The following is a 23,272-nucleotide window of genomic DNA, read 5'->3' as shown; positions in this document are numbered from 1 at the left end:
TCCACGACACGCCTCCGCCGCCATCACGCATCCTTTTCGCAGTTGATCATCCACGGCACGCCGAACTTGTCGACCAGCATGCCGAACCGCACCGCCCAGAACGTCTGCGCCAGCGGCATGTTCACCTGCCCACCGTCCGACAGCGCGGCGAAGATGCGCTCGGCATCGGCGATGCTGTCCACCGACAGCGACACCGAAAAGCCCTTGATCGCTTCGCACGGGTAGTCGGGATGGTTGTCCGAGCCCATCAGCACCGTCTGCCCGAACGTGATGTTGGTATGCATGCTCCGTGAGGTAGGCGCTGGGCACGGAGGACACGTCCACGACCGTGACCCAGCGGTGGTGCCCCAGCCAGCGCGCCGGCTTGATGCGGGGCTGGTCGGTCAGCTCCAGGAAGCGCTCCGGCGAGACCTTGACGCTGAAGCGCCAGCGCTCCGGTTCACTGGTCTTGAAGTAGGCGAAGCGCTTGCCGCCGACGGCATACACCAGGATGTTGGCGGGCGGTGCGTGCAATTCCTCCACGGAGCCGGGAAGGGAACGGCAGTGGCGTTTGAGGGCGGCGACGTCCATGCATGGATGCTAGCGCCGCGATGGTGTGCGGACGGTGTGGGTCGAGGGCGGCGGGTGTCCTAGAGCGGATGCCGCCGTTGCAGCCCGCGGAGTACACCGTCGCTTGCGCCTGAATTCTGGCGACGTGTGGCGACATGGAAAAGGTACTCTGAGCCCTGTTTCGGTTTCGGAAAATCGGGAGCATTCAAGATGAGTGCAGTGAGAAAAAGTGTCGCTTCGCAGTCGACGGTGTTGTGTTTTCTTATGGCGTTGGCGTGTGTCGCATCTCTTCTTTCCTGTAAGCGATATGGCACGGACGTCGAAGTTGATACTGTCGAAGGAAAAGAGTTCATAGTAACTGTCAGTAACAGATCTGAAGATGCGCTGGTGATTGATGACCGCTTGTTTAGTCTGAGTGCGGAGTCTTCTGTCAAGGTGGAAGTTGCGCGTCCTGGCGGAGTGGTTGTCGCGCCGTGCGGTTACCTTGACTACGTAGGCACCGGATCTCGTTTGTCATTGTCGCCTGGCGACGAAGTAGTCCTGCGCGTTCAGTTGACGGCGCTGACAGCCACGCGCTGCCTTACTCCAGAAGAGGAGTACCTGTTCAGAGCTTTGCTGGTTGCAGGCAATGAAGTTGTATCTCGAACTGATTGGGTGCCTTTTAAGGCGGCATCTCTCGACTGACTCCGAGACAGGGGTCAGAGTAGTTTTTTCCTTCTTCTCTAAAGCATAAGGCCCGCATCAGCGGGCCTTGTTGTGATCAGTCAGCCGGAAGCGAAAGGCACGGTGCGGTTCTGAAGATGCATGGCGATCTGGAAAAGGTACTCTGAGCCCTGTTTCGGTTTCACACGGAGCCCGTCATGACTGCCCCATCCGCCTTCACCCGCCTCGCCAAGAAGGCCTCCACGTTCACCGGCCGACCGGCCTGCTTTGCGCTGGCGCTGGGCATCATCGCGGTGTGGGCGGTCACCGGACCGCTGTTCAAGTTCAGCGATACCTGGCAGCTGGTGATCAATACCGGCACGACCATCATCACCTTCCTCATGGTCTTCCTGATCCAGAACACCCAGAACCGCGACACCGAGGCGATGCAGATCAAGCTGGATGAACTGATCCGTGTTTCGCGCAGTGCGAACAACGCGCTACTCGACCTGGAAGAACTGGAAGAGAAGGAACTCGACGCGCTGCGCGAACGCTATGAACGGATGGCACGCGAAGCACGCGATGCGCAGCAGGCACGTCGGCTGCGTTGAGGATGTGCGTCTGGACCGAACTGCGGAGTGGGACTGACATGAAGCGTATCGCCTGCCTGATGCTGTCACTGCTGCCTTGCTGGGCGGCGGCACAGCCGATTGCGAAGACCGCGACCTTCCGCTTCGCCGACGGGGGCGAAGCACGTGTGCACGAGATCGTGGTCGGCGACGCCGCCAAGGTGGACACGCTGGTGGCCACCTACGGCGGATCGGGCTGCACGGATCTGGGACAGCAGTGGCTTCCCCGCCTGGCAGACGGCTTGGGCATCGATGCACGCTACGTGGCGCTCGACAAACGGCATGTCGCTCCGGGAGCGATCGGCGATGGCGGCGTTGCGACCTGCTCGTCCCTGTTCAATGTCCACGATACTCCCCGCCAGTGGATGTCCGACTACATGGACTTCCTGTCGCGGACACTGGAGGCGCAGCCCGGGCGCTGGAAGCAGGTGGTCCTGGTCGGCGGTTCGGAAGGTGGCGCGCTGGCCGCCCGGGTCGCGCGTGCGCGCGCCGATGTGACGCATCTGATCGTGGTCGGCGATGGCGGCTGGAGCATGCGCGAGAACCTGTCCGCGCTGATGGGCGCCGACGTCGTCGAGGCTGCATGGAGGGCCATCGCGCGCACACCGGACAGCACAGATTCTTTCTGGCTGGGTCATGCGCACCGCTACTGGTTCGATACGTTCGATCACGCGCCGCAGGGCGACTACCTGGCTCTTCGGATTCCTGTCCTGATCGGCGTCGGCGAACGCGACCGCAGCGTGCCGGCCGCCTCTGCGCAGGACCTGCTGCGCGCCGCGCATGCGGCGGGGAAGCAGAACATCGGGCTGGTCGTTTATCCCGGAGCCGACCACGGCCTGCGGGCGGATGGACACGATCACCTGCATGAATTCCTGCGGGGCGCCGGGCAAGGCATTGCGAGTGGGGAGCTGGACTAGGCGTCAGCGTGTGGGGATCGCGATGCATCGTTGTCCGGGCCGCATCACCATCCATGGATGCTTGGATTACGCTTCGCTTCGTCCCAGCCTACGACGGGGCGGGGCGATGGCGGTGGTTTCATCGCGGCGCCAACCGCTTTTCCATCCGGTAGTTGTGGATGTCCACGCCTGCCAGCACCCGATCATTCCGGCCGAGGAGGGTGAAACCCTGCCGTTCGAACAGGGGGCGGGCGAGTTCGCTGGCCTCGACGAACAGGCGGTGCAGGCCAAGATCGCGCGCCTGTGTTTCGAGGGCGGTGTAAAGCAGGGTACCGAGGCGCAGCCCTTCCGCATCCGGTGCGACGTACAGCATGTCCAGGTGGCCGTCGGTTTCCAGTTCGGCAAAGCCGAGCACGGTGCCGGCCTGGTCCTGTGCGACCACCACGATGCGCCCGTCGCTGCAGCGTGCTGCCGTGCGCGCGCTGTCGGCGGTGGCTGCCCATGCGTCGACCTGTTCGGGCGTGTACGCGCGGGGTCCGTAGTGCCGCACTGAACGGACGTAGAGGTCGGTCAGCGCGGTCGCGTCAGCGGGTCGGTAGCGACGGAGCATGGGCATGCGATGGGGTACTGAGGGCGTGTGTTGGCCGCCATTCTGCCTGCCTCTACTCACACATGGCCCGACGCAAGCGCTGAAAAGGTCCGCTCTTCTCTCATTAAAGGTGTCGCGAGGACGGAGGAGGTCCGTTCTTCTCTCACTAGGGATGTCGCGAGGACCAAAGAGGTCCGTTCTTCTCTCACTAAGGGTGTCGCGAGGACCAGAGAGGTCCGTTCTTCTCTCACTAAGGGTGTCGCGAGGACCAGAGAGGTCCGTTCTTCTCTCACCAAGGGTGTCGCGAGGACCAGAGAGGTCCGTTCTTCTCTCACCAAGCCTGACGCGAGCGCCGGAAAGCCTCGCGCATCCCGTGATCAGTCGACCGGGTCATGCAGCAGGTCGTCCAGCGCTGCGTCCAGCGTCGGAAACCGGAACGTGAATCCCTCGGCCAGCGCGTGTGCGGGCAGCACGCGTTGGCCGGTCAGCAGCAGCTGCGACATTTCGCCGAATCCCGCCTTCAGCGCGAACGCCGGGGTCGGCAACACGGCGGGGCGATGCAGCGCCTTGCCCAGGGTGCGGGCGAAGTCGCGGTTGGTCACCGGCTCGGGTGCGGTGCCGTTGTAGGCACCGCCGGTCTGGTCGCGTTCCAGCAGCCATCGGATCATGCCGACCAGATCGTCGCGATGGATCCAGCTCATCCACTGCCGGCCGTCGCCCATCGGTCCACCGACGCCCAGCCGGAAAGGCGGCAGCATCTTCGCCAGGGCGCCGCCGTCGGTGCCGAGCACGATGCCGGTTCGCACGCGGCAGGTGCGCACGTCCAGACCTTCGGCCTGCATGGCCTCTGTTTCCCAGTCGCGGCACAGGTGGGCCGCGAAGTCGTCGCCCGGGGTGGCCGACTCGTCCAGCGCTTCATCGCCGCGCGGGCCGTAGTAGCCGATGGCCGAACCCGACACCAGCACGCGCGGTCGTACAGACTGGCGCGCCATCCAGGCGATCAGGCTGCGTGTGGTGTCTAGGCGGGACGCGCGGAAGATGGCCTTGCGCGACGCATTCCAGCGGCCGGCCATCAGCGGTTCGCCGGCCAGGTTGACCACCGCTTCCACGTCGCGCGCGTCTTCCAGCGTGCCCAGCGTCCGCACCGGTGCCGGCAGTGTGCCGCGCGCACGGGCGGAGTCGCGCGTAAGCACGCTCAGAGTGTGGCCGGCCTGCAGCAGCCGGGCACAGAGCGCCTGGCCGATGAAGCCGGTACCGCCGGTGATCAGGACATGCATGCGCGGTCTCGCGGGGAATCCGGGCCAGCATACGCAGGAGCGTGTGTTGCGGATGTGGAACGGACCGTGGAGGGCGGGCGACGGTCCTGCCCGGGCGTGGTCACTACACTAGGCACATGTCACCGCTTCCCCTGCTCCTGCTGCCCGGCCTGTTGTGCGACGCGCGCCTGTGGCGCGACCCCGCCGAGGCGCTGGCCGACATCGCCCCGGTGCACCAGGCCGACCTGACCCGGGACTACAGCGTGGCCGGCATGGCCGCCCGCGTGCTGGCGACCGCGCCGCCCGTGTTCGCGCTGGCGGCGTTGTCGATGGGGGGCTACGTCGCGTTCGAGATCCTGCGGCAGGCACCGGAGCGCGTCGCGCGGCTGGCGCTGCTGGACACCAGCGCGCGGCTGGATCCCCCCAAGCGCCGGCTGGTGCGCCAGGCCGGGCTGGCGCTGGCGGAGGCCGGGCGCTTCGCCGGCGTCACCCGCAAGCTGCTGCCGCAGCTGGTGCACGAAAGCCGCGTGGACAGCGACGTGGGCGAGGACGTGATGGCGATGGCGCAGCGCGTCGGGCGCGAGGCCTTCCTGCGCCAGCAGCGCGCCATCCTCGACCGCCCCGATTCGGAACCGCTGCTGCCCACCATCGCCGTGCCCACCCTGCTCGGCGTGGGCGAGGACGATCGCATGACGCTGCCGGAGGAAACCCGGCTGATGCATGCCCGCATTCCCGGCGCACGCCTGCACGTGTTCCCGCGCTGCGGCCACCTGCCGCCGATGGAAGTGCCTCAGGACACCACGGCCGTACTGCGCGAGTGGCTGACGGCATGACCCCTTTCTTTCCTTCTGCAGATACCCGGGAGTACACATGGAACTGGCGATGATCGGACTCGGGCGCATGGGCGCCAACATGGCCGAACGGCTGGTGCGCGGCGGCCATGCCGTGCGCGGCTACGATCCTGGCGAGGCGGCGCGCCAGCAGGCCGAAGCGCGCGGCATCGTGCCGCATGCCAGCCTGCAGAACGCCGTGGCCGCGCTGCCTTCGCCGCGCGTGGTGTGGCTGATGGTGCCCGCCGGACCGGTGGTGGACGACACGCTGGCGCAGCTGCGCCCGCTGCTCGGCGCGGGCGACGTCGTCATCGACGGTGGCAACTCCCACTACAAGGACAGCCAGCGCCGCGCGCTGGAACTCGGCGCCGCCGGCATCCACTACCTCGATTGCGGCACCAGCGGCGGCGTGTGGGGGCTGGCCGAAGGCTACAGCCTGATGATCGGCGGCGACGTGGATGCGGCGCATGCGCTGGCGCCGGTATTCGCCACGCTCGCGCCCACGCCGCAGACCGGTTGGGGACGGGTGGGGCCGAGCGGCGCGGGCCACTTCGCCAAGATGATCCACAACGGCATCGAGTACGGAATGATGCAGGCCTACGCCGAAGGCTTCGCCATCCTCGAGAAGAAGGAGGCGATGGAGTTCGACCTGGCGGGACTGGCGGAAATCTGGCGGCACGGGAGCGTGGTGCGCTCGTGGCTGCTCGACCTGACCGCCGATGCCTTGAAGAAGAACCCGGCGATGGACGGTATCGCCCCGTATGTGGCGGACTCCGGCGAGGGCCGCTGGACGGTGGCCGAGGCGATCGACCTGGACGTGTCCGCGCCGGTGATCACGATGTCGCTGCTGGAGCGCCTGCGCTCGCGCGAACACGACGCCTATGCCGACAAGCTGCTGTCGGCGATGCGCAACGAGTTCGGCGGCCATGCCGTGAAGAAGGCGGACTGATCACCCGGTCTTATCGCATCCGGCGCTAGCCTGTGCGCCCGATTGCAGGAGATGCCGATGAAGATCCTGATGGTGCTGACCTCGCACGACCGCCTGGGCGAGACCGGGCAGAAGACCGGCTTCTGGCTGGAGGAATTCGCCGCGCCGTACTACGTGTTCAAGGAAGCCGGTGCCGACATCGTGCTGGCCTCGCCGAAGGGCGGCCAGCCGCCGCTGGACCCGAAGAGCGATGCCCCCGACGCGCAGACGGCTGCCACCGTGCGCTTCAACGAAGATGCCGAGGCGCTCTCGGCGCTGGCCAACACACGGCCATTGAAGGACGTGGTGGACGCGGAATTCGACGCGGTGTTCTATCCCGGCGGACACGGCCCGATGTGGGACCTCGCCGAGGATGCGGATTCCATCCGCCTGATCGAACAGACCTTCTCCGCCGGCAAGCCGGTGGCGGCGGTGTGCCACGGCCCCGCCGTGTTCCGCCACCCGCGTGGCGCCCTGGGCGAGCCGCTGGTGAAGGACAAGCGCGTGACCGGGTTTTCCGATGAAGAGGAAGCGGCGGTAGGCTTGACCGACATCGTGCCGTTCTCGCTGGAAGACGCGTTGAAGCGGAACGGGGCACGCTATGAGCGCGGGGCAGTGTGGCAGTCGTACGTGGTGACCGATGGCCGGCTGGTGACGGGGCAGAACCCCGCTTCGTCGGAAGCAGCGGCCCACGAGGTGCTGCGGCTGCTGCGCTGACGCCATTCACGGCGCCTTACTCCGGAAGGACTAGGGTGCGTCACCGATCGCAGGAGCACGACATGACGGATGGGCCAGGGCACCTCTACACGCAGCAGGCCGACATCGCGCGCATGGAGGCGCTGATAGGCCAACTGCCGGACGAAGCGAGGGTGGAGATCGTGCTCACCGATGGCGGCACGATCACCGGCGTGGTGCCCGCGCGTCCGACGGTGCAGGTCTTCCGCGATGCGCAGGGCGGAGAGGGATTCAACGCGGTCGTCCGCATCGAGGACCACACGCGGCCCGACGTCACCCATTACCTGTGGCTGGACCGCATCGCGTCCGTCACCGCGCTGGGATCGGCCTGATGCCGCACCTGCCCGCCTTCGACATCGACTGCCCTTACTGCGGCGAGACCATCACGCTGGTGGTGGACGATTCGGGCGGCGACCAGCAGTACATCGAAGACTGCCACGTGTGCTGCAAGCCGATCGAGGTGCGCGTGCGTGTCGACGATGACGGCGCGGTCGAGGTCGATGCGTGGGGGCAGGACGACGCCTGAGCCGGCAGGCAGGTTGACGCCGCGTTCGCACCGGCGCGCCTAGGCTCGCCGCTTCCTCCCGGGAGTGCGTGCGATGACGATGATCCGCTGCCTGTTGCCGTGGTTGCTGCTGGGCTGCCTGTCGTGTTCCAGCCATGCGCAGGCGCCCAGCGAGACCGGGCCGCAGCCCGCCTTGCCCGCACCGTCGCAGCGCTGGATTCCCACCGTCAACGTGGCGCCCGCCGTGGGTTGGCCGGAGGGGACCGCCCCCACGCCGGCCCCTGGCCTGCGGGTCACCGCCTTCGCCCGCGGACTGGACCATCCGCGCTGGCTGTACGTGTTGCCGAACGGCGACGTGCTGGTCGCCGAAACGAACGCGCCACCGAAGCCGGCCGAAAAGAAAGGGCTGCGCACCTGGTTCATGAAACGCACGATGAAGAAGGCCGGCGCCGCCGTGCCCAGCGCCAATCGCATCACGCTGCTGCGGGACGCGGACAGGGATGGCGTGGCGGAGGTGCGTGACGTATTCCTCGCCAACCTGATGTCGCCGTTCGGCATGTCGCTGGTCGACGGCCGCCTGTACATCGCCAATGCCGATGCCATCGTCAGCGTTCCGTATCGCGACGGACAGACCCGCAGTGACGCCATGCCGGTGAAACTGGTCGACCTGCCGGGTGGCCCGCTCAACCATCACTGGACCAAGAGCCTGCTGGCCAGCGCGGACGGCAGGTTCCTCTATGTCGGTGTCGGGTCCAACAGCAACGTCGGCGAAAACGGCATGGGTATGGAGGTCGACCGGGCGGCGGTGCTGCAGGTGGAGATCGCGACCGGCGCGCGTCGCGTGTTCGCGGGTGGCCTGCGCAATCCGGTCGGACTGGCATGGGAACCGCAGACCGGTGCGCTGTGGACCGTGGTCAACGAGCGGGACGAACTCGGCGACGCACTGGTGCCCGACTACCTGACTTCGGTGCGCGAAGGCGCGTTCTACGGGTGGCCGTACAGCTACTACGGCCAGCATGTGGATACGCGCGTCGAACCGCCGCGTCCGGATCTGGTGGCGCGCGCCACCGCGCCGGACTATGCACTGGGGGCGCATGTCGCGGCGCTCGGGCTGGCCTTCCATGACGGCGCGGGCTGGCCGGCGGCGCTGCAGGGTGGCGCCTTCATCGGCGAGCACGGATCCTGGAACCGGCGCGATCCCGCCGGCTACACGCTGGTGTTCGTGCGCTTTGCCGGTGGCCGTCCGCAGGGGATGCCGGTGGACGTGCTGACCGGCTTCCTCGACGCCGACGGCAACGCGCGTGGACGGCCGGTGGGCGTGGCGGTGGACGCGCGCAATGGCGTGCTGCTGGCCGATGACGTGGGCAATGTCGTGTGGCGGGTAGCGCCGACCGGCGGACCGTAACGGCGGTATCGCATGTCCCGGCGCTATGCTCATCCCCGGTTCCGACAACGACCCTGGGGAGGGCAATGATGACGACGACAGCGACGAAACGCTCGGTGGGTTACTGGATTGTCGCGGTGTTCGCGCTGGTCTGGAATCTGATCGGCGTGGCCATGTGGTACCTGCAGGTCAGCATGACGCCCGACCAGCTGGCGGCGATGCCGGAGGCGCAGCGGCAGGTGTACGAGGGCACGCCCGGCTGGATCAACATCGTGTTCGCGGTGGCGGTACTCGGTGGCGTGCTGGGTGCGCTGGGGCTGCTGATGAAGAAGCGCTGGGCGTGCACCATGTTTGCGTTGTCGCTGATCGCACTGCTGGTGCAGATGATCGGTGCCTACGTGGTGACGCCGGCATGGGCCGCGTATGGTCCCGTCGGACTGGTGATGCCGGTGGTGCTACTGCTGATCGCGCTGTTCCTGCTGTGGTACGCCAACAAGGCGAAGGCGCGCGGCTGGTTGTCCTGAGCGTCGCTGGATAAAGAAAAAGCCGCCGGGAAGCCGGCGGCTTTTTTGTTCCCTTCTCCCCGCGCGGCGGGGAGTAGGTGGCCGGAGGCCGGATGAGGGGCGCGCGCGATGACGGACCGGGAAAGCACTGCGCTTTGGGATCGCGAGGTCGGAAGTGGCGATGCCGCGTCGACGCCGCTGGCTTCGTCACCCCTCACCCGCCTTCGGCACCCTCTCCCCGTTGCACGGGGAGAGGGAAAGACATCATGCCTCGACGTCTTCCAGATCCACGCCGATGAAGCCGCCGGACTGCCGGCGCCACAACGCCGCGTACAAACCGTCCTGTTGCAGCAACGCCTCGTGGCTGCCGCTTTCGATCACGCGGCCGCCGTCCATCACGATCAGGCGGTCGAGCACGGCGATGGTGCACAGGCGGTGCGCGATGGCGATGACGGTCTTGCCTGCCATCAGCGCGTAGAGCTGTTCCTGGATGGCGGCCTCGACTTCCGAATCCAGCGCGGAGGTCGCTTCGTCCAGCACCAAGATCGGGGCGTCCTTCAACAGCACGCGCGCGATCGCCACGCGCTGGCGCTGGCCGCCGGAGAGCTTCACGCCGCGCTCGCCCACCTGGGTGTCGTAGCCGCTGCGGCCCTTGGCATCGGTGAGCCCGCGGATGAACTCGTCGGCATGCGCGCGCTCGGAGGCCTGCAGCAGTTCCTTTTCGGTGGCGTCGGGACGGCCGTAGCGGATGTTGTCGCGGATCGAGCGGTGCAGCAGCGAGGTATCCTGGGTGACCATGCCGATGTTCCGGCGCAGCGATTCCTGGGTGACATGCGCCACGTCCTGGCCGTCGATCAGGATGCGGCCGCCTTCCACGTCGTAGAAGCGCAGCAGCAGGTTCACCAGCGTCGACTTGCCGGCACCGGAGCGGCCGACGATGCCGACCTTCTCGCCCGGCTTGATGACCAGCGACAGGTCGTCGATCACCTTGGCCTCGCGGCCGTAGTGGAACTTCACGTGGTCGAAGCGGATCTCGCCATGCGCGACGTCCAGGTCCTTCGCGTCCTTGGTATCGGCGATGGCCAGCGGCTGCGCCAGCGTGCCCATGCCGTCCTCGACCGTGCCGATGTTCTCGAACAGCCCGGCCACTTCCCACAGGATCCAGTCCGACATCGAGCGGATGCGCATCACCAGGGCGATGGCCACGGCGATCGCGCCCATCGAGATCGACGACTGCAGCCAGGCCCAGATCGCCACACCGGCCACGCTGGCCAGCAGGAACGCATTGAGCGTGTGCAGGCTGACGGTCAGCTGGGTGACCAGCCGCATCTGCGCGTGCACGGTGACCATGAATTCGTCCATGGCGCCACGGGCGTAGTCCTGCTCGCGCATGGTGTGGGCGAACAGCTTGATGGTCTGGATGTTGGTGTAGCTGTCGACGATGCGGCCGGTCATCTGCGCGCGCGCGTCCGACTGCGCCATCGACACCTTCTGCAGGCGCGGCACGAAATGGAACACCAGCAGCAGGTAGCTGACCAGCCAGACCACCAGCGGCAGCACCAGCCACACATCGGCCTGCGCCACCAGCACCACGGTGCCGACGAAGTAGACGACGACGTAGACGAACACGTCCATCAGCTTCATCACCGTCTCGCGGATCGACAGCGCGGTCTGCATGACCTTCTGCGAAATGCGGCCGGCGAACTCGTCCTGGAAGAAGCCCACGCTCTGCCGCAGCAGGTAACGGTGCGACAGCCAGCGGGCGATCATCGGGTAGTTGCCGAAGATGGTCTGGTGGATGATCAGCGACTGCACCAGCACCAGCAGCGGGTAGGCCACCAGCACCAGCACGCCCATCCACAGCAGCTTCTGGCCATGCACCTGCAGGAAACTGTCGCGACCGGTGCTGCCCATCCAGTCGACCAGCTGGCCCATGTAGTCGAAGAAGGTGATCTCCAGCGCGGAGATCACGCCGGTCAGCACCGACATCACCACCAGCCACGGCAGCAACGGCCGCGAGTAGTGCAGCAGGAACGGCAGCAGCTTCCGCGGCGGCGTGGTGGGCTCGCCCTTCGGATACGGATTGATGCGGGTTTCGAAGAATCGGAACATCGGGTCGGTCCATCGTGGGCGCGCATCGGCGCGCCGGGGAAAACGTACCGGCTCAGCCGGCGGGATAGGGCCAGGCCGCGCGCGCCTGGCGGAGCGCGTGGCCGTACCAGGCGAGCTGGTCCAGCATGCGGCGGGCGGCGCGTTCGCTGGCGTCGCCGTCGCGCGGCCTGCCTCCGGTGTCGAAGCGGTCCCACGCCTGGGTGAAATACACGCCATCGCGGACCGGCACCGCATGCAGGCCGGAGAACACCTGCCGCAACTGTTCCGCCGCGCGGACGCCGCCGCTGTGGCCCCCATAGGCGACGAACGCGACCGGTTTGGCCTGCCAGTGGGCCTGGACCGAATCGATCACGAATTTCAACGCGGATGGATAACCATGATTGTACTCCGGCACCACCACCACGAAGGCGTCGGCGCGCCAGACGCGTTGTTGCAGATTCACCAGGTCGGCGCTCGGTGCGCCGCCGTGGCGGTGCGGAAGGTCGAGCAGGGCAGGATCGATGGCGTCGACAGTGTAGTCGCGCCGCAGGGCCAGCTGTGTGCGCAACCAGTCGGCGACGGTGTCGCAGAAGCGGCCTTCGCGCGTGCTGCCATACAGCAGGGCCAGGTGGAGAGGGGCGGACATGGACGCTGCGCTTGCCAGGACGGGGAAACGCAGGGTAGAACCTCAAGCATTCTTGAGGTCAATGCACCATGTCCGGAAAACAGCATTCCCTGAAGCATCCCCCCATCGAAGCGGAGCTCACGGTCGGCCAGGTCGCCGCGCGCGCGGGCGTCGCCGTCTCCACGCTGCACTTCTACGAATCCAAGGGCCTGATCCACAGTTGGCGCAACGCCGGCAACCAGCGCCGCTATCCGCGCGAAGTGCTGCGCCGCGTGGCCGTCATCAAGGTGGCACAGCGCACCGGCATTCCGCTGGCGGAGATCCAGGCCGCGCTGTCGTCGCTGCCGGAGAGCCGCACGCCGACCGCCGCCGACTGGAAGAAACTCTCCGCGCGCTGGCACGCCGCGCTCGATGCGCGCATCGCCAGCCTCACCCGCCTGCGCGACCAGCTCGATGGCTGCATCGGCTGCGGCTGTCTGTCGTTGAAGGCCTGCCCGCTGCGCAATCCGTGGGACGAACTGGGCGAGGACGGCCCCGGGGCGCGGTTGCTGGAAGCGGAGGGCTGACGCAATGGATCTGGCCCTTTTCGACTTCGACGGCACGCTGACCACGCGCGAGACGTTTCCGGATTTCATGCGGCACGCCGTCGCGCGGCCGCGACTGCTGGTCGGCGGCGTGCTGCTGGCGCCGGTGGTGTTCGGCTACCGGCGCGGTTGGGTGGCCGGCAATCTCACCCGCGCCAGCATCGTGCAGGTGGGATTGCGCGGGGTGGACGCCTCGCGCCTGCGTGCGCAGGGCGACGCCTTCGCGCGCGAGGTGCTGCCGGACGTGCTGCGGCCGGAGGCGATGGCGCGACTGGCGTGGCACCGCGAGCGCGGCGATCGCATCGTCGTGGTGTCGGGCGGGCTGGATGTCTACCTCGCGCCGTGGTGCGCGACGCAGGGCGTCGAACTGCTGTGTTCGGTGCTGGCCGAACGCGATGGGCGCATCACCGGCTATGCCGGGGCGCAATGCGTCGGCGAGGAGAAGGTGCGCCGCGTACGCGCGCTGTGCGACCCGCAGGCCTACGCCGCCATCCACGCCTACGGCGATACGCACGAAGACAACGCGATGCTGGCGATGGCGCATCATCGGACCTATCGCGGGCAGGCGGTGGCTTGAGGGAATTGTTGTTGTGGGAGCGACGTAAGTCGCGAGAGCCGGAAGCGGTAGACGTTCGGTGCAAAAATGCATATCGGTCGCGACTCACGTCGCTCCCACATCGACCACCATCTCGCGCCGCTCCTCACTGCTCCGCACGCCCAGCTCGATCAGCCGCATGACATCCAGCGCCTGCTGCGGCGTGACCGGCGGCGCGCTGCCCTGCAGCACGGCATCGCGGACCGCGGCGTAGTAGCGGCGATAGTCGCCGGCCTCGGGATGGGCGACTTCCGCGACGAGTCGTCCTTCGCGCTCACACACGAGTTCACCCGCACGCGTGTCCACGCCCCAGCCCGGCGCGCCGGGTACCACGCCCGCGCGCAACTGGTCTTCCTGCACGTCCAGGCCGTGCTTGAGGTAGCTGCCGCGCGTACCATGCACGGCAAAGCGCAGTCCGTTGCCGGCCACCAGCGTGCCCGCATGCAGGTGCACGCGCAGCGTCGGGTAGCGCAGCGTCGCGTGGACGTAATCCGGCGCTTGCGCACCATCGCGCAGCCGGGCGACGTCGACGCTGATCGCTTCCGGCATGCCGAACAGCTGGAGGGCCTGGTCGAGCAGATGCGGTCCCAGGTCGTACCAGAGGCCACCACCGGGCTCGTCGCGTTCACGCCAGCGGTCCTGCACGACGGGGCGGAAACGGTCGAAGTGCGAATGGAATTCCGCGACGCGGCCGAGCGTGCCGTCGCCGACCAGGCGCTGCACGGTCAGGAAGTCCGCGTCCCAGCGCCGGTTCTGGAACACGCTGACGATGCGGCCGGCGCGCGATGCAGCCGCTACCACGCCGTGCGCTTCGTGCAGCGTGATCGTGAAGGGCTTGTCCACCACCACGTGCTTGCCTTCGCCCAGGGCAGCCATCGCGAGCGGCGCATGCGACGCGTTGGGCGATGCGATCACCACCACGTCCACTGCCGGATCGGCAAAGGCCATCAGCGGGTCTGCCACGACAACCGCATCGGGCCAGTCGCGATGCACCTTGGTGGCGTCGCGCGATACCACGGCATGCAGCCGCAGACCGGGTGTGGCGTGGATCAGCGGTGCATGAAAAACCTTGCCGACGAAGCCGTACCCGACTAGCGCCACATTCAGATGACTGCCCATGCGCGATGCTCCCGTGTCTGCGCGCATGGTAAGCGAAGGTGAGCGTTGACCTCACGTGCACGAGCATGAACCCCCCGCAACACCTTTCAGGATCCGCGTGCGTTTTTCACGCGTGTTGTACGGGATGGCGCCGGTACTGCGAGCGCACCACGACCAAGGAGACGATCATGACCCATGCACGTGCCCGCTCGATGTTGGCCGCCGCGCTGTCCGCCGCCCTGCTGTTCTCCGCGGCGCAGGCCATGGCCGCCAACCCGCCGAATGAGCCGGAAGAGAACACCCAGAACGATTCCAACCAGCCGGTGACCGACACCTGGATCACCACCAAGGTGAAGGCCGATCTGCTGGCAACCGAGAACGTGTCGGGCCTGGACATCAAGGTCGAGACCGTCGACGGCACCGTGATGCTGTCGGGCGCTGTCGCCAGCCAGGCGCAGAAGGACAAGGCGATCGCCGTCGCCAAGCAGATCAAGGGCGTGAAGAAGGTCGAAGCCAGTGGCCTGACCCTGGTTACGAAGTAATCCCTTTCTGCACGACCGGTGTGGCACGAAGCGGGTGCATCCCAGCGAAGGATGCATCCGCTTCTCTGTCTGTGCCGTAAGCCGCTCTTATTTCCCACGACAGGGGACATCCGCATGACACATCGCTCCCTGGCCGCACGCGCAGCGCTGGCCCTGTGCCTGGCCGCAGGCATGACCGCCGCGCACGCCGCTGAACCCGTCACCTCGGTGCCGCACCTCGACATTGCCCGCTATGCGGGTCAATGGCACGAGATCGCACACCTGCCCATGTTCTTCCAGCGCCAGTGCGTGGGCGACATTACCGCGCGTTACGGCGTCGAGAAGGCCGGCACCATCAGCGTGGTGAACGCATGCCGCACGAAGGACGGCAGCATGGACCAGTCGACCGGGGAGGCACGTCCGGTCGAGGGCCATCCCGGCAGGCTGGAGGTGCGCTTCGCGCCCGAATGGCTGTCGTGGCTGCCCATGGTGTGGGCGGACTACTGGGTGATCGCGCTCGATCCGGACTACCAGTGGGCGATGGTCGGCGAACCGGACCGCAAGTACCTGTGGATCCTGTCGCGCGAGCCGTCGATGGACCGTGCGCAGTTCGAACAGCTCAAGGCGAAAGCCGAGGCCATGGGGTACGACCTGTCGCCGCTGATCGTGGCGGCGCCGCTGAAGTAGGTCGCATCCAGGCGGCGTCGGCATCTGTGGGAGCGACGTAAGTCGCGATTGATCGCACCGGAAGGATCGGTGGTACGTGCGTCTCGCGGTCGCGACTTACGTCGCTCCTACAGGGGAGCAGTCCGCCCTCAGAACCGCTGCGTGTAGCGGAACTGCAGGAAGTTCTCGCCCGGGTTCGGATTCTTGATCCGGCCGTTGGAGAAATGCTGGAACCGCAGCGACCACTCGTGTTGCTGGTCGGCGCCGAAGCGCTTGCCAACGGCGATGTGGTCGCCGAAGTTGAAGGTGGTGCTGAATTCTTTCTTCCGCGTGTCGTACTTGGGGAAGATGACGTTCACGCCGATGCCGCCTTCGACGAACCAACCGTTGTCCCAGCCGTTCGGGCGCCAGCGCAGCGCCGGGGTCACGCCTAGTTGCGTGCTGTTCTGGCTGTCGCTGTGCCAGCGCGCGACTTCGCCCTGCCACTGGCCGCTGATGTGACCGTAGCGGTACTGCTTCTCCCACTGCCAGTCGCGGCTCATGCCGACGGTCAGCGATTGCGCATCCTCGGCGACACCGCCCTGCACGTACCACGCGCTGCGCGGCTCGGCGGCGAATGCCTGCGTCGTCGCGGCGGCCAGCAGCAACCCGAACACCGGGCGGAGCACGGAGCGACGGAGAAAGGGCGAGGGGATCGAAGCAGGAGTTGCGGCGTTACGGTGTGCAGCGGACACGGATGACACTCGGAAGGGTGGGAAGGACCGCGCCCGGGGGCGCGGCATTCGGTGGATTGTCGGGAAGGCGGCGTGACGGCCCGCTCAGGGCTGCGCCGCGAGCGCGGGCGCGACATCCTGTTCGCCCCAGCCGCCCAGCGACTTGTAGATCGCCACCACCCCGACGTTGACGCCGGCTTCGGCTTGCGCGAGCGCATCGTCCGCAGCGAGCTGCGTGCGCTGGGCGTCCAGCAGGGTGAGGAAGTCCGACGAGCCGGCACGATACCGGACTTCGGCCAGCTCTGCTGCACGGCGCGCGGCAACGGATTGTTCCAGCCGGAATTTCAGCTGGGCCTGCTGCTTGGCATAGGACAGCAGTGCGTTTTCCGTATCTTCCAGCGCGCCCAGCACGGTCTTCTCGTACTGCGCGGCCACGCCGTCGGCCTGGGCTTCGCTCGCGCGCAGGCGTGCACGCACGCTGCCCATGTCGAACGCGGCCCAGCTGATCGAGGGCGTTACCTGCCAGGCACGGTTGTCGCCGTTGAACAGGTTGCCCCAGCCGCCGGACAGGAAACCGACGAAGCCGCGCAGGCTGACCCGAGGGAACAGGTCTGCGGTGGCGACGCCCACGCGCGCCGTGGCCGCGGCCAGGCGACGTTCGGCGGCGCGCACGTCCGGCCGCTGGCGCAGCAGTTCAGTGGTGTCGCCGATCGGCAAGGCCTTGGCGAACGCCGGGGGTTCGCGCGGAGCGAGCAACGCATCGAGCTCACCCGGGCGCTTGCCGACCAGCACCGCGAGGCGATGGCGCGACTGCCCTTCGGCGGTCTCCAGCAGCGGCACCTCGGCCTCGACCGCCTTCACGCGGGCAAGGCTGCTCTGCACTTCCAGTTGGCTGCCGGCGCCAAGGTCGAAGCGCGACTCGGTCAGGCGTTGGGTCTCGCCCAGGCTGACCAGGATCCGCCGCGCGACGTCCAGCCGCTTCTGCGTGCCGCGCAACTCGAAATAGTTGCGCGCCACTTCCGCGGCCACGGTCACCTGTGCCGCCTGCAGATCGTTGCGCTGCGCCTGCAGGTCCGCATGCGCGGCCTCGGCACTGCGGCGCACGCGGCCGAACAGGTCCAGTTCCCAGGCCGCATCGAAGCCGGCGGAGTAGCTGTCGGTCTCCACGCGGCCCTGGCCCTCGACGGGCTGCTTGGTGCGGGTGCCTTCCACGCCGGCGGTCACGTGCGGCGCCAGGTCCCAGCGCCGTTCGGAGAACACCGCGCGTGCTTCGTCCACGCGCGAGACTGCGATGCGCACGTCGGGGTTGGCGAGCAGCGATTCGCGTACCAGCTGGTCGAGCACCGGGTCGTCGAACTGGCTCCACCACGCGGCGACCGGATGGTCGGCCACGTAGTCGGCGGAGCCCGCGTGCTGCAGCGTGGCCGGCGCGGTCTGCGGCGCCACGTAGTCGGGACCCACGGTGACGCAGCCGGCCAGCACCACCGACGCGACGGCGATGACGAGCGGACGGATCACCATGGCAGCACCTGGTCGAAGTAGTAGTAACCACCGGTCGGACCGTCGTTGCCGATCAGCGCGAGCTGCACGCTGGTGCGCGCGCCCTCCGGCACGGACAGCTCGCCGTTCTGCTGGTCGCCGGCCTTGTTCATGTCGGTCTGCACGTAACCCGGGTGGATGGTGTTGACCTTGATGCCGGTGTCCTTGAGTTCGTGCGCCAGGTGGATGGTCCACGCGTTCACCGCGCTCTTGGAGACGTTGTAGGCCGGCACGCCCTTGAAGTCGTAGATGAAGGACGCCGGGTTCTGGTGCTCCGACAGCGAGCCCAGCAGGCTGGACACGTTGACGATGCGGCCGGCGTCGGACTTGCGCAGCAGCGGCAGGAACGCCTGCGTGGTTTCGATCAGGCCGAACAGGTTGGTGTCGAACGTGGTGCGCCAGGTGTCCAGCGCCTGGCCCGAGACGCCCCGGGTGGGATCGTCGACCAGGATGCCGGCATTGTTGACCAGGATGTCGAGCCTGCCGTGGCGCTGCTCGATCTCCTTCACGGCGGCGGCGATGCTGGCGCTGTCGGTGACGTCCAGCGCGATCGCTTCCACCGGGAGGCCCTGCGACTGCAGGTCCAGCGCGGCTTCCATGGCCCTGTCGCGATTGCGGCCGGCCAGCAGCGTGTGCACGCCGGCTTCGGCCAGTTGGCGGACGGTCTCACGGCCGATGCCGCGGGTGGCGCCGGTGACCAGCGCGATCTTGGATGACGTGTTCATGGCTTTGCCTCGTGATGTAGGGATGGATCAGGAATGGACATGCGCGTCGGCGGTGGCCGGGGCATGGGAAACGAGCGGACGATGGGCGAGCTTGCGCAGGGCCACGTAGAACCCCGGGGTCAGGAACAGACCGAACAGGGTGACGCCCAGCATGCCGGCGAACACGGTGATGCCGGTGACCGAGCGTACCTCCGCACCGGCACCCGACGACAGCACCAGCGGCACGGTGCCGGCGATGAAGGCGACCGAGGTCATGACGATGGGGCGCAGGCGCAGGCGGCAGGCTTCCAGGGCGGACTCCACGATGCCCTTGCCCTGCAGCTCCAGTTCGCGGGCGAACTCGACGATCAGGATCGCGTTCTTGCACGCCAGGCCCATCAGCACCACCAGGCCCACCTGCACGAACACGTTGTTGTCGCCGCCCATCACCCACACGCCGAACAGCGCCGACAGCAGGGTCATCGGCACGATCAGGATCACCGCCAACGGCAGCGTCCAGCTCTCGTACAGGGCGGCCAGCACCAGGAAAGCCAGCAGGACGGCCAGCGGGAACACCACCAGCGCCGCCTTGCCCTGGGTCGCCTGCTGGTAGCTCAGGTCGCTCCAGTCGATGCCCATGCCGGGCGGCAGCACCTGCTGCGCCAATTCGGTGACCTTGACCATCGCTTCGCCGGACGACAGCACGCGCGGATCGGCTTCGCCCAGCAGGTCGGCGGCCGGATAGCCGTTGAAGCGGATCACCGGGTCGGGGCCGTAGGTCTGCTTGATGTTCACCATGCTGCCCACCGGCACCATCTCGCCGTTGGCGTTGCGGGTGCGGAGGTTGGCGATGTCCTCGACGTTGTCGCGGAACGGACCGTCGGCCTGCGCGATGACCTGCCAGGTACGGCCGAACATGTTGAAGTCGTTGACGTACGCCGACCCCAGGTAGGTCTGCAGTGTGTCGAACAGCTCGGTGAGCGGCACGCCCTGCGCCTTCGCCTTCACGCGGTCGACGTCGGCATCCAGCTGCGGCACGTTGGCCTGGTAGCTGCTGATCGGGAAGCCCAGGCCGGGCGTCTGCGACGCCGCGCCCTGGAACGCCTGCACCGCATTCTGCAACTCGCCGTAACCCAGGCGGGTGCGGTCCTCGACGAACAGCGACCAGCCCGACCCGTTGCCCAGGCCTTGGATCGGTGGCGGCATGAAGGCGAAGGTGAAGCCTTCCTGGATGCCGGCGAACTTCTGGTTGAGCTCGGCGGTGATCTCGGCCGCGCTGCGCGAGCGCTCGCTGAAGGGCTTCAGGGTGAAGAACACCACGCCGTTGTTCGGGGTGTTGGTGAACTGCAACGGGTTGAGGCCCGGGAACGCGACTTCGTTCGACACGCCGTCCACGTCCTTGGCGATCGCAGCCATCTTCTTCAGTACCGCGTCGGTGCGTTCGATCGATGCGCCTTCCGGCATCTTCACGCCGGCGATCAGGTACAGCTTGTCCTGCACCGGGATGAAGCCGGCCGGCACCGTCCGGAACATCAGGCCTGCGCCGATCAGCAACACCACGTACACCGCGAACACCGCGCCGCGCTTGCCGAGGGCGCGCGACACCGCGCCTTCATAACGCTCGGAGTTGCGCTTGAAGAAGCGGTTGAACGGACGGAACAGCCAGCCGAACAGGCGGTCGATCAGACGCGACGGCGCGTCCTTCGCGGCATCGTGCGGTTTCAGCAGCTTGGCGGCCAGAGCCGGCGACAGGGTCAGCGAGTTGATCGCCGAGATGACGGTGGAAATGGCGATGGTGACGGCGAACTGCTTGTAGAACTGGCCGGTCACGCCGGTCAGGAACGCCATCGGCACGAACACCGCGCACAGCACCAGCGCGATCGCGATGATCGGGCCCGACACTTCCTTCATGGCCAGGTGCGCCGCCTGCAGCGGCGTGGCGCCGTGCTCGATGTGGCGCTCGACGTTCTCCACCACCACGATGGCGTCGTCCACCACGATGCCGATCGCCAGCACCAGGCCGAACAGGGTCAGCGTATTGATCGAATAGCCCAGCAGGTACAGCACCGCGAACGTGCCGACCACCGACACCGGTACCGCCAGCAGCGGGATGATCGAGGCACGCCAGGTCTGCAGGAACAGGATCACCACCAGCACCACCAGCAGGGTGGCTTCCAGCAGCGTGCTGACCACGGACTTGATCGAATCGCGGACGAAGATCGTGGTGTCGTAGATCGACTGGATTTCCACGCCCGGCGGCAGGGTGGGGCGGATCTCGTCCATCTTCGCCACCACGGCGTCGCGGATTTCCAGCGCATTGGCGCCGGGTGCCTGGAAGATGCCGATCGCCGAGGCGTTCTTGCCGTCCAGGCGCGCGCGCAGCGTGTAGTCGCCGGCGGCCAGCTCGATGCGGGCCACGTCGGCCAAGCGCACGATCTCGCCGTCGGTGCCGCTCTTCAGCACGATGTTGCCGAATTCCTCGACGGTCTCCAGGCGGCCCTTGGCGTTGATCGGCAGCAGGAAGTCGCTGCCGTTCGGCATCGGTTCGGCGCCCAGCTGGCCGGCCGAGACCTGCACGTTCTGCTCGCGCACGGCGCGCAGCACGTCGCCGGCCGTCATGCCGCGCGAGGCGACCTTGTCCGGGTCCAGCCACAGGCGCATGGCGTAGTCGCCGCCGCCGAACTGCTGCGCGTCGCCGACGCCGGGGATGCGCGCCAGTTCGTCTTTCACGTGCAGGCGCATGTAGTTGCGCAGGTACAGCGAGTCGTACCTGCCGTCCTTGGAGGTCAGGTGCACGACCATCAGGAACACCGGCGACTGCTTCTGCGTGGTCACGCCCTGCCGGCGCACGTCCTCGGGCAGGCGTGCCTGTGCCTGCGCCACGCGGTTCTGCACGCGCACGGCGGCCTCGTCCGGATCGGTGCCCGGCTTGAAGGTCACGGTCAGCGAGAGCACGCCGTCGGAGCCGGCGACGGACTTGATGTACATCATGTCCTCGACGCCGTTGATCGCTTCCTCGAGCGGCGTGGCGACGGTCTCGGCGATGACCTTGGGGTTGGCGCCCGGATACACCGTGCGCACGACGACCGACGGCGGCACCACTTCGGGGTACTCGCCGATCGGCAGCAGCGGAATCGAGATCAGGCCGGCGGCGAAGATCACGATCGACAGCACGGCGGCGAAGATCGGCCGGTCGATGAAGAAACGGGAGAAGTCCATGGGTGGATTTCCTGGAAATGAAGATGCAAGGGACTGGCCACCGCCGAGGGGCGGTGGTCGGAAACGGTTCGACGCGGCATGTCAGCCGATCCGCGCACCCGTGGGCGACGCGGATCCGCCTGCGCGGGTGATGCGGTTACTTCATCGCCACGGTGGTGGCGGGCGCCTGCGCTGCGCCCATCGCCACCGCCTTGGCCTGCACCGGCATGCCGGGGAAGAAGACCTTCTGCACCCCGCTGACGATCACCTTGTCGCCAGCGGCCAGGCCCTGTTCGACGATGCGCAGGCCATCGGCCATGCGGCCGATCTTCACGTCGCGGCGCTGCGCCTTGCCTTCCTTGTCGACCACGTAGACGTACTTGCGGTCCTGGTCGGTCAGCACGGCCTTGTCGTCGACCAGCGCGGCCTTGAACTCGCCGCTGCCGAGCAGGCGAACGCGGGCGTACAGGCCCGGCGTGAACGTGCGGTCGGCATTGTCGAGCAGCGCGCGGGCGCGGATGGTGCCCGTGCTGCGGTCGACCTGGTTGTCGAGGAAGTCGACCACGCCCGCATGCGGGAAGTCGGTTTCGTCGGCCAGCGCCACCTGCACCGGCACCTTGCCGTCGCGCTCGCTGGGACGTTCGCCCTTGCGGGCCATCTCGGCGTAACGAAGGAACGCGCGTTCGTCGGCATCGAAGTGCACGTGCACCTTGTCCAGTGAAACGACCGTGGTCAGCACGCTGGCGGCGTCGCCCGCGCTGACCAGGTTGCCGGCGGTGACCAGCGCGCGGCCGGCGCGACCGTCGATGGGAGCGCGCACCTGGGTCCATTCCAGATTGAGCCGGGCGCTTTCAACGGCAGCCTGGGCGGCGGCGACGTTCGCCTGCGCCTGGTCGGCATTGGCGCGGCGCTGCTCGTACTCTTCGGTCGACAACGCCTGCACGTCGGACAGGCGCTTGGCGCGCGCCGCTTCGCTGCGGCCGAGGTCGGCCTGGGTGCGGGCGCGTGCGAGTTCGGCCTGCGCGCGCGCCAGTTCGGCGCGATAACTGCGCGCGTCGATGGTGAAGAGGACGTCGCCCTTCTTCACTTCCTGGCCTTCGGTGTAGTTGACGCGGTCGATGTACCCCGAGACGCGCGGGCGCAGGTCGACGTGTTCGATGGCTTCGACGCGGCCGCTGAATTCGTCCCACTGGCTGATCGACTTGACCGGGACGGCCGCCACGCTGACCTCTGGCGGTGGCGGCGCGCCCTGTTCGGCGGCCTGGCCACTGCAACCGGCCAGCACGGCGAGGGCGAGGGCACTGAAGGCGGCGAGCGCGAGCTGGCGCTGCGTACGCGTAGAAGAAGGGGAAGGCGTGTTCATGGGTGGTGGTCTCTTTGGGGGAGAGGAGGAATCGGGCGGGAAGGGTGCGACCTGAAGTCAGGTTGAGGTCAAGCGGTGGATCGGGGTCGG

At 67.4% G+C, this 23,272-nt stretch carries 24 protein-coding genes and 1 pseudogene; 14 read left to right on the top strand and 11 right to left on the bottom strand.

The genetic code is table 11. From position 1 onward, the window contains the following. Window positions 1-23: 23 nt before the first annotated feature. Window positions 24-290 (bottom strand): annotated as a pseudogene (locus Q0907_RS16460) (VOC family protein); the annotation flags it as partial. A 469-nt stretch (window positions 291-759) separates the two neighbouring features. On the opposite strand from Q0907_RS16460, the gene Q0907_RS16455 reads away from it, so the two are divergent. From Q0907_RS16455 to Q0907_RS16445, 3 genes are all read left to right on the top strand, one after another. Beyond that, on the top strand, window positions 760-1,233 hold the full coding sequence (locus tag Q0907_RS16455; RefSeq protein ID WP_299346845.1) for a hypothetical protein: 474 nt from the start codon (window positions 760-762) through the stop codon (window positions 1,231-1,233). 176 nt (window positions 1,234-1,409) lie between these two features. After that, window positions 1,410-1,802: a low affinity iron permease family protein gene (locus tag Q0907_RS16450; protein WP_299346843.1), complete on the top strand. Its 393-nt coding sequence runs from the start codon at window positions 1,410-1,412 to the stop codon at window positions 1,800-1,802. Between the two features lie 38 nt (window positions 1,803-1,840). Then, complete coding sequence (locus Q0907_RS16445; RefSeq protein WP_299346841.1) at window positions 1,841-2,737, top strand: alpha/beta hydrolase; 897 nt, start codon at window positions 1,841-1,843, stop codon at window positions 2,735-2,737. A 118-nt stretch (window positions 2,738-2,855) separates the two neighbouring features. Here the strand turns inward: Q0907_RS16445 and Q0907_RS16440 are convergent, their stop codons facing one another. After that, entirely contained in the window at window positions 2,856-3,326 is a 471-nt protein-coding gene (locus Q0907_RS16440) for a GNAT family N-acetyltransferase (protein WP_299346839.1), read from the bottom strand. 356 nt (window positions 3,327-3,682) lie between these two features. Beyond that, window positions 3,683-4,582 carry a TIGR01777 family oxidoreductase gene (locus Q0907_RS16435; protein WP_299346838.1) on the bottom strand — a complete coding sequence of 300 codons (900 nt, stop codon included), beginning with the start codon at window positions 4,580-4,582 and terminating at the stop codon, window positions 3,683-3,685. A 116-nt stretch (window positions 4,583-4,698) separates the two neighbouring features. Between Q0907_RS16435 and Q0907_RS16430 the strand changes: the two genes are divergently transcribed. The 7 genes from Q0907_RS16430 to Q0907_RS16400 all read left to right on the top strand — a co-directional run bounded on the left by Q0907_RS16430 (window position 4,699) and on the right by Q0907_RS16400 (window position 9,506). Next, on the top strand, window positions 4,699-5,394 hold the full coding sequence (locus Q0907_RS16430) for an alpha/beta fold hydrolase (RefSeq protein ID WP_299346837.1): 696 nt from the start codon (window positions 4,699-4,701) through the stop codon (window positions 5,392-5,394). A gap of 37 nt (window positions 5,395-5,431) precedes the next feature. Continuing rightward, entirely contained in the window at window positions 5,432-6,340 is a 909-nt protein-coding gene (gene gnd / locus Q0907_RS16425) for a phosphogluconate dehydrogenase (NAD(+)-dependent, decarboxylating) (RefSeq protein WP_299346835.1), read from the top strand. A gap of 57 nt (window positions 6,341-6,397) precedes the next feature. Further along, window positions 6,398-7,075 (top strand): type 1 glutamine amidotransferase domain-containing protein, encoded by a 678-nt coding sequence (locus tag Q0907_RS16420; RefSeq protein WP_296282867.1) that lies wholly within the window; start codon window positions 6,398-6,400, stop codon window positions 7,073-7,075. A 62-nt stretch (window positions 7,076-7,137) separates the two neighbouring features. Next, window positions 7,138-7,425, top strand: a complete 288-nt coding sequence (locus Q0907_RS16415; RefSeq protein WP_296282868.1) for a DUF3247 family protein — start codon at window positions 7,138-7,140, stop codon at window positions 7,423-7,425. After that, window positions 7,425-7,619 (top strand): CPXCG motif-containing cysteine-rich protein, encoded by a 195-nt coding sequence (locus Q0907_RS16410; protein ID WP_296282869.1) that lies wholly within the window; start codon window positions 7,425-7,427, stop codon window positions 7,617-7,619. The genes Q0907_RS16415 and Q0907_RS16410 overlap by 1 nt, the downstream gene beginning before the upstream one ends. 73 nt (window positions 7,620-7,692) lie before the next feature. Beyond that, a complete protein-coding gene (locus tag Q0907_RS16405) occupies window positions 7,693-9,003 on the top strand; it encodes a sorbosone dehydrogenase family protein (RefSeq protein ID WP_343229823.1) in 1,311 nt (436 codons plus the stop codon). A 68-nt stretch (window positions 9,004-9,071) separates the two neighbouring features. Beyond that, the gene (locus tag Q0907_RS16400; protein WP_299346833.1) at window positions 9,072-9,506 is read left to right on the top strand and encodes a hypothetical protein; all 435 of its coding nucleotides are present in this window, start codon (window positions 9,072-9,074) and stop codon (window positions 9,504-9,506) included. Window positions 9,507-9,749: 243 nt separating this feature from the next. Here Q0907_RS16400 and Q0907_RS16395 read toward each other — a convergent pair whose 3' ends face one another. Both Q0907_RS16395 and Q0907_RS16390 read right to left on the bottom strand, forming a co-directional pair. Beyond that, window positions 9,750-11,597 (bottom strand): ABC transporter ATP-binding protein, encoded by a 1,848-nt coding sequence (locus Q0907_RS16395; protein ID WP_299346831.1) that lies wholly within the window; start codon window positions 11,595-11,597, stop codon window positions 9,750-9,752. Between the two features lie 52 nt (window positions 11,598-11,649). Continuing rightward, window positions 11,650-12,222 (bottom strand): NAD(P)H-dependent oxidoreductase, encoded by a 573-nt coding sequence (locus tag Q0907_RS16390; protein ID WP_299346829.1) that lies wholly within the window; start codon window positions 12,220-12,222, stop codon window positions 11,650-11,652. Between the two features lie 68 nt (window positions 12,223-12,290). On the opposite strand from Q0907_RS16390, the gene soxR reads away from it, so the two are divergent. Together soxR and Q0907_RS16380 are read left to right on the top strand one after the other, a co-directional pair. After that, window positions 12,291-12,767, top strand: a complete 477-nt coding sequence (gene soxR / locus Q0907_RS16385) for a redox-sensitive transcriptional activator SoxR (RefSeq protein WP_299346828.1) — start codon at window positions 12,291-12,293, stop codon at window positions 12,765-12,767. Between the two features lie 4 nt (window positions 12,768-12,771). Next, window positions 12,772-13,362, top strand: coding sequence for an HAD family hydrolase (locus Q0907_RS16380; protein ID WP_299346827.1), 591 nt, complete (start codon window positions 12,772-12,774; stop codon window positions 13,360-13,362). An 84-nt stretch (window positions 13,363-13,446) separates the two neighbouring features. Here Q0907_RS16380 and Q0907_RS16375 read toward each other — a convergent pair whose 3' ends face one another. Next, the gene (locus tag Q0907_RS16375; protein ID WP_299346825.1) at window positions 13,447-14,499 is read right to left on the bottom strand and encodes an oxidoreductase; all 1,053 of its coding nucleotides are present in this window, start codon (window positions 14,497-14,499) and stop codon (window positions 13,447-13,449) included. A 167-nt stretch (window positions 14,500-14,666) separates the two neighbouring features. Here Q0907_RS16375 and Q0907_RS16370 point away from each other — a divergent pair, with 167 nt between their 5' ends. Next, a complete protein-coding gene (locus Q0907_RS16370) occupies window positions 14,667-15,020 on the top strand; it encodes a BON domain-containing protein (protein ID WP_299346823.1) in 354 nt (117 codons plus the stop codon). Between the two features lie 171 nt (window positions 15,021-15,191). Beyond that, a complete protein-coding gene (locus Q0907_RS16365) occupies window positions 15,192-15,686 on the top strand; it encodes a lipocalin family protein (protein WP_299346895.1) in 495 nt (164 codons plus the stop codon). A 128-nt stretch (window positions 15,687-15,814) separates the two neighbouring features. Here the strand turns inward: Q0907_RS16365 and Q0907_RS16360 are convergent, their stop codons facing one another. From Q0907_RS16360 to Q0907_RS16340, 5 genes are all read right to left on the bottom strand, one after another. Then, window positions 15,815-16,333 carry an acyloxyacyl hydrolase gene (locus Q0907_RS16360; protein WP_299346821.1) on the bottom strand — a complete coding sequence of 173 codons (519 nt, stop codon included), beginning with the start codon at window positions 16,331-16,333 and terminating at the stop codon, window positions 15,815-15,817. 150 nt (window positions 16,334-16,483) lie between these two features. Beyond that, a complete protein-coding gene (locus Q0907_RS16355; RefSeq protein WP_299346819.1) occupies window positions 16,484-17,899 on the bottom strand; it encodes an efflux transporter outer membrane subunit in 1,416 nt (471 codons plus the stop codon). Continuing rightward, window positions 17,893-18,642 (bottom strand): SDR family oxidoreductase, encoded by a 750-nt coding sequence (locus Q0907_RS16350; RefSeq protein WP_299346817.1) that lies wholly within the window; start codon window positions 18,640-18,642, stop codon window positions 17,893-17,895. The genes Q0907_RS16355 and Q0907_RS16350 overlap by 7 nt, the downstream gene beginning before the upstream one ends. Window positions 18,643-18,669: 27 nt before the next feature. Continuing rightward, window positions 18,670-21,840 carry a multidrug efflux RND transporter permease subunit gene (locus tag Q0907_RS16345; RefSeq protein ID WP_299346815.1) on the bottom strand — a complete coding sequence of 1,057 codons (3,171 nt, stop codon included), beginning with the start codon at window positions 21,838-21,840 and terminating at the stop codon, window positions 18,670-18,672. A 136-nt stretch (window positions 21,841-21,976) separates the two neighbouring features. Continuing rightward, a complete protein-coding gene (locus tag Q0907_RS16340; protein ID WP_299346813.1) occupies window positions 21,977-23,182 on the bottom strand; it encodes an efflux RND transporter periplasmic adaptor subunit in 1,206 nt (401 codons plus the stop codon). Between the last annotated feature and the right edge of the window lie 90 nt (window positions 23,183-23,272).

This window comes from uncultured Pseudoxanthomonas sp. (assembly GCF_947498795.1).
In the GTDB taxonomy this organism is placed as follows: domain Bacteria; phylum Pseudomonadota; class Gammaproteobacteria; order Xanthomonadales; family Xanthomonadaceae; genus Pseudoxanthomonas_A.
Note: the sequence above shows the minus strand (reverse complement) of the source record. Positions and strands in the feature narration are given on the sequence as shown.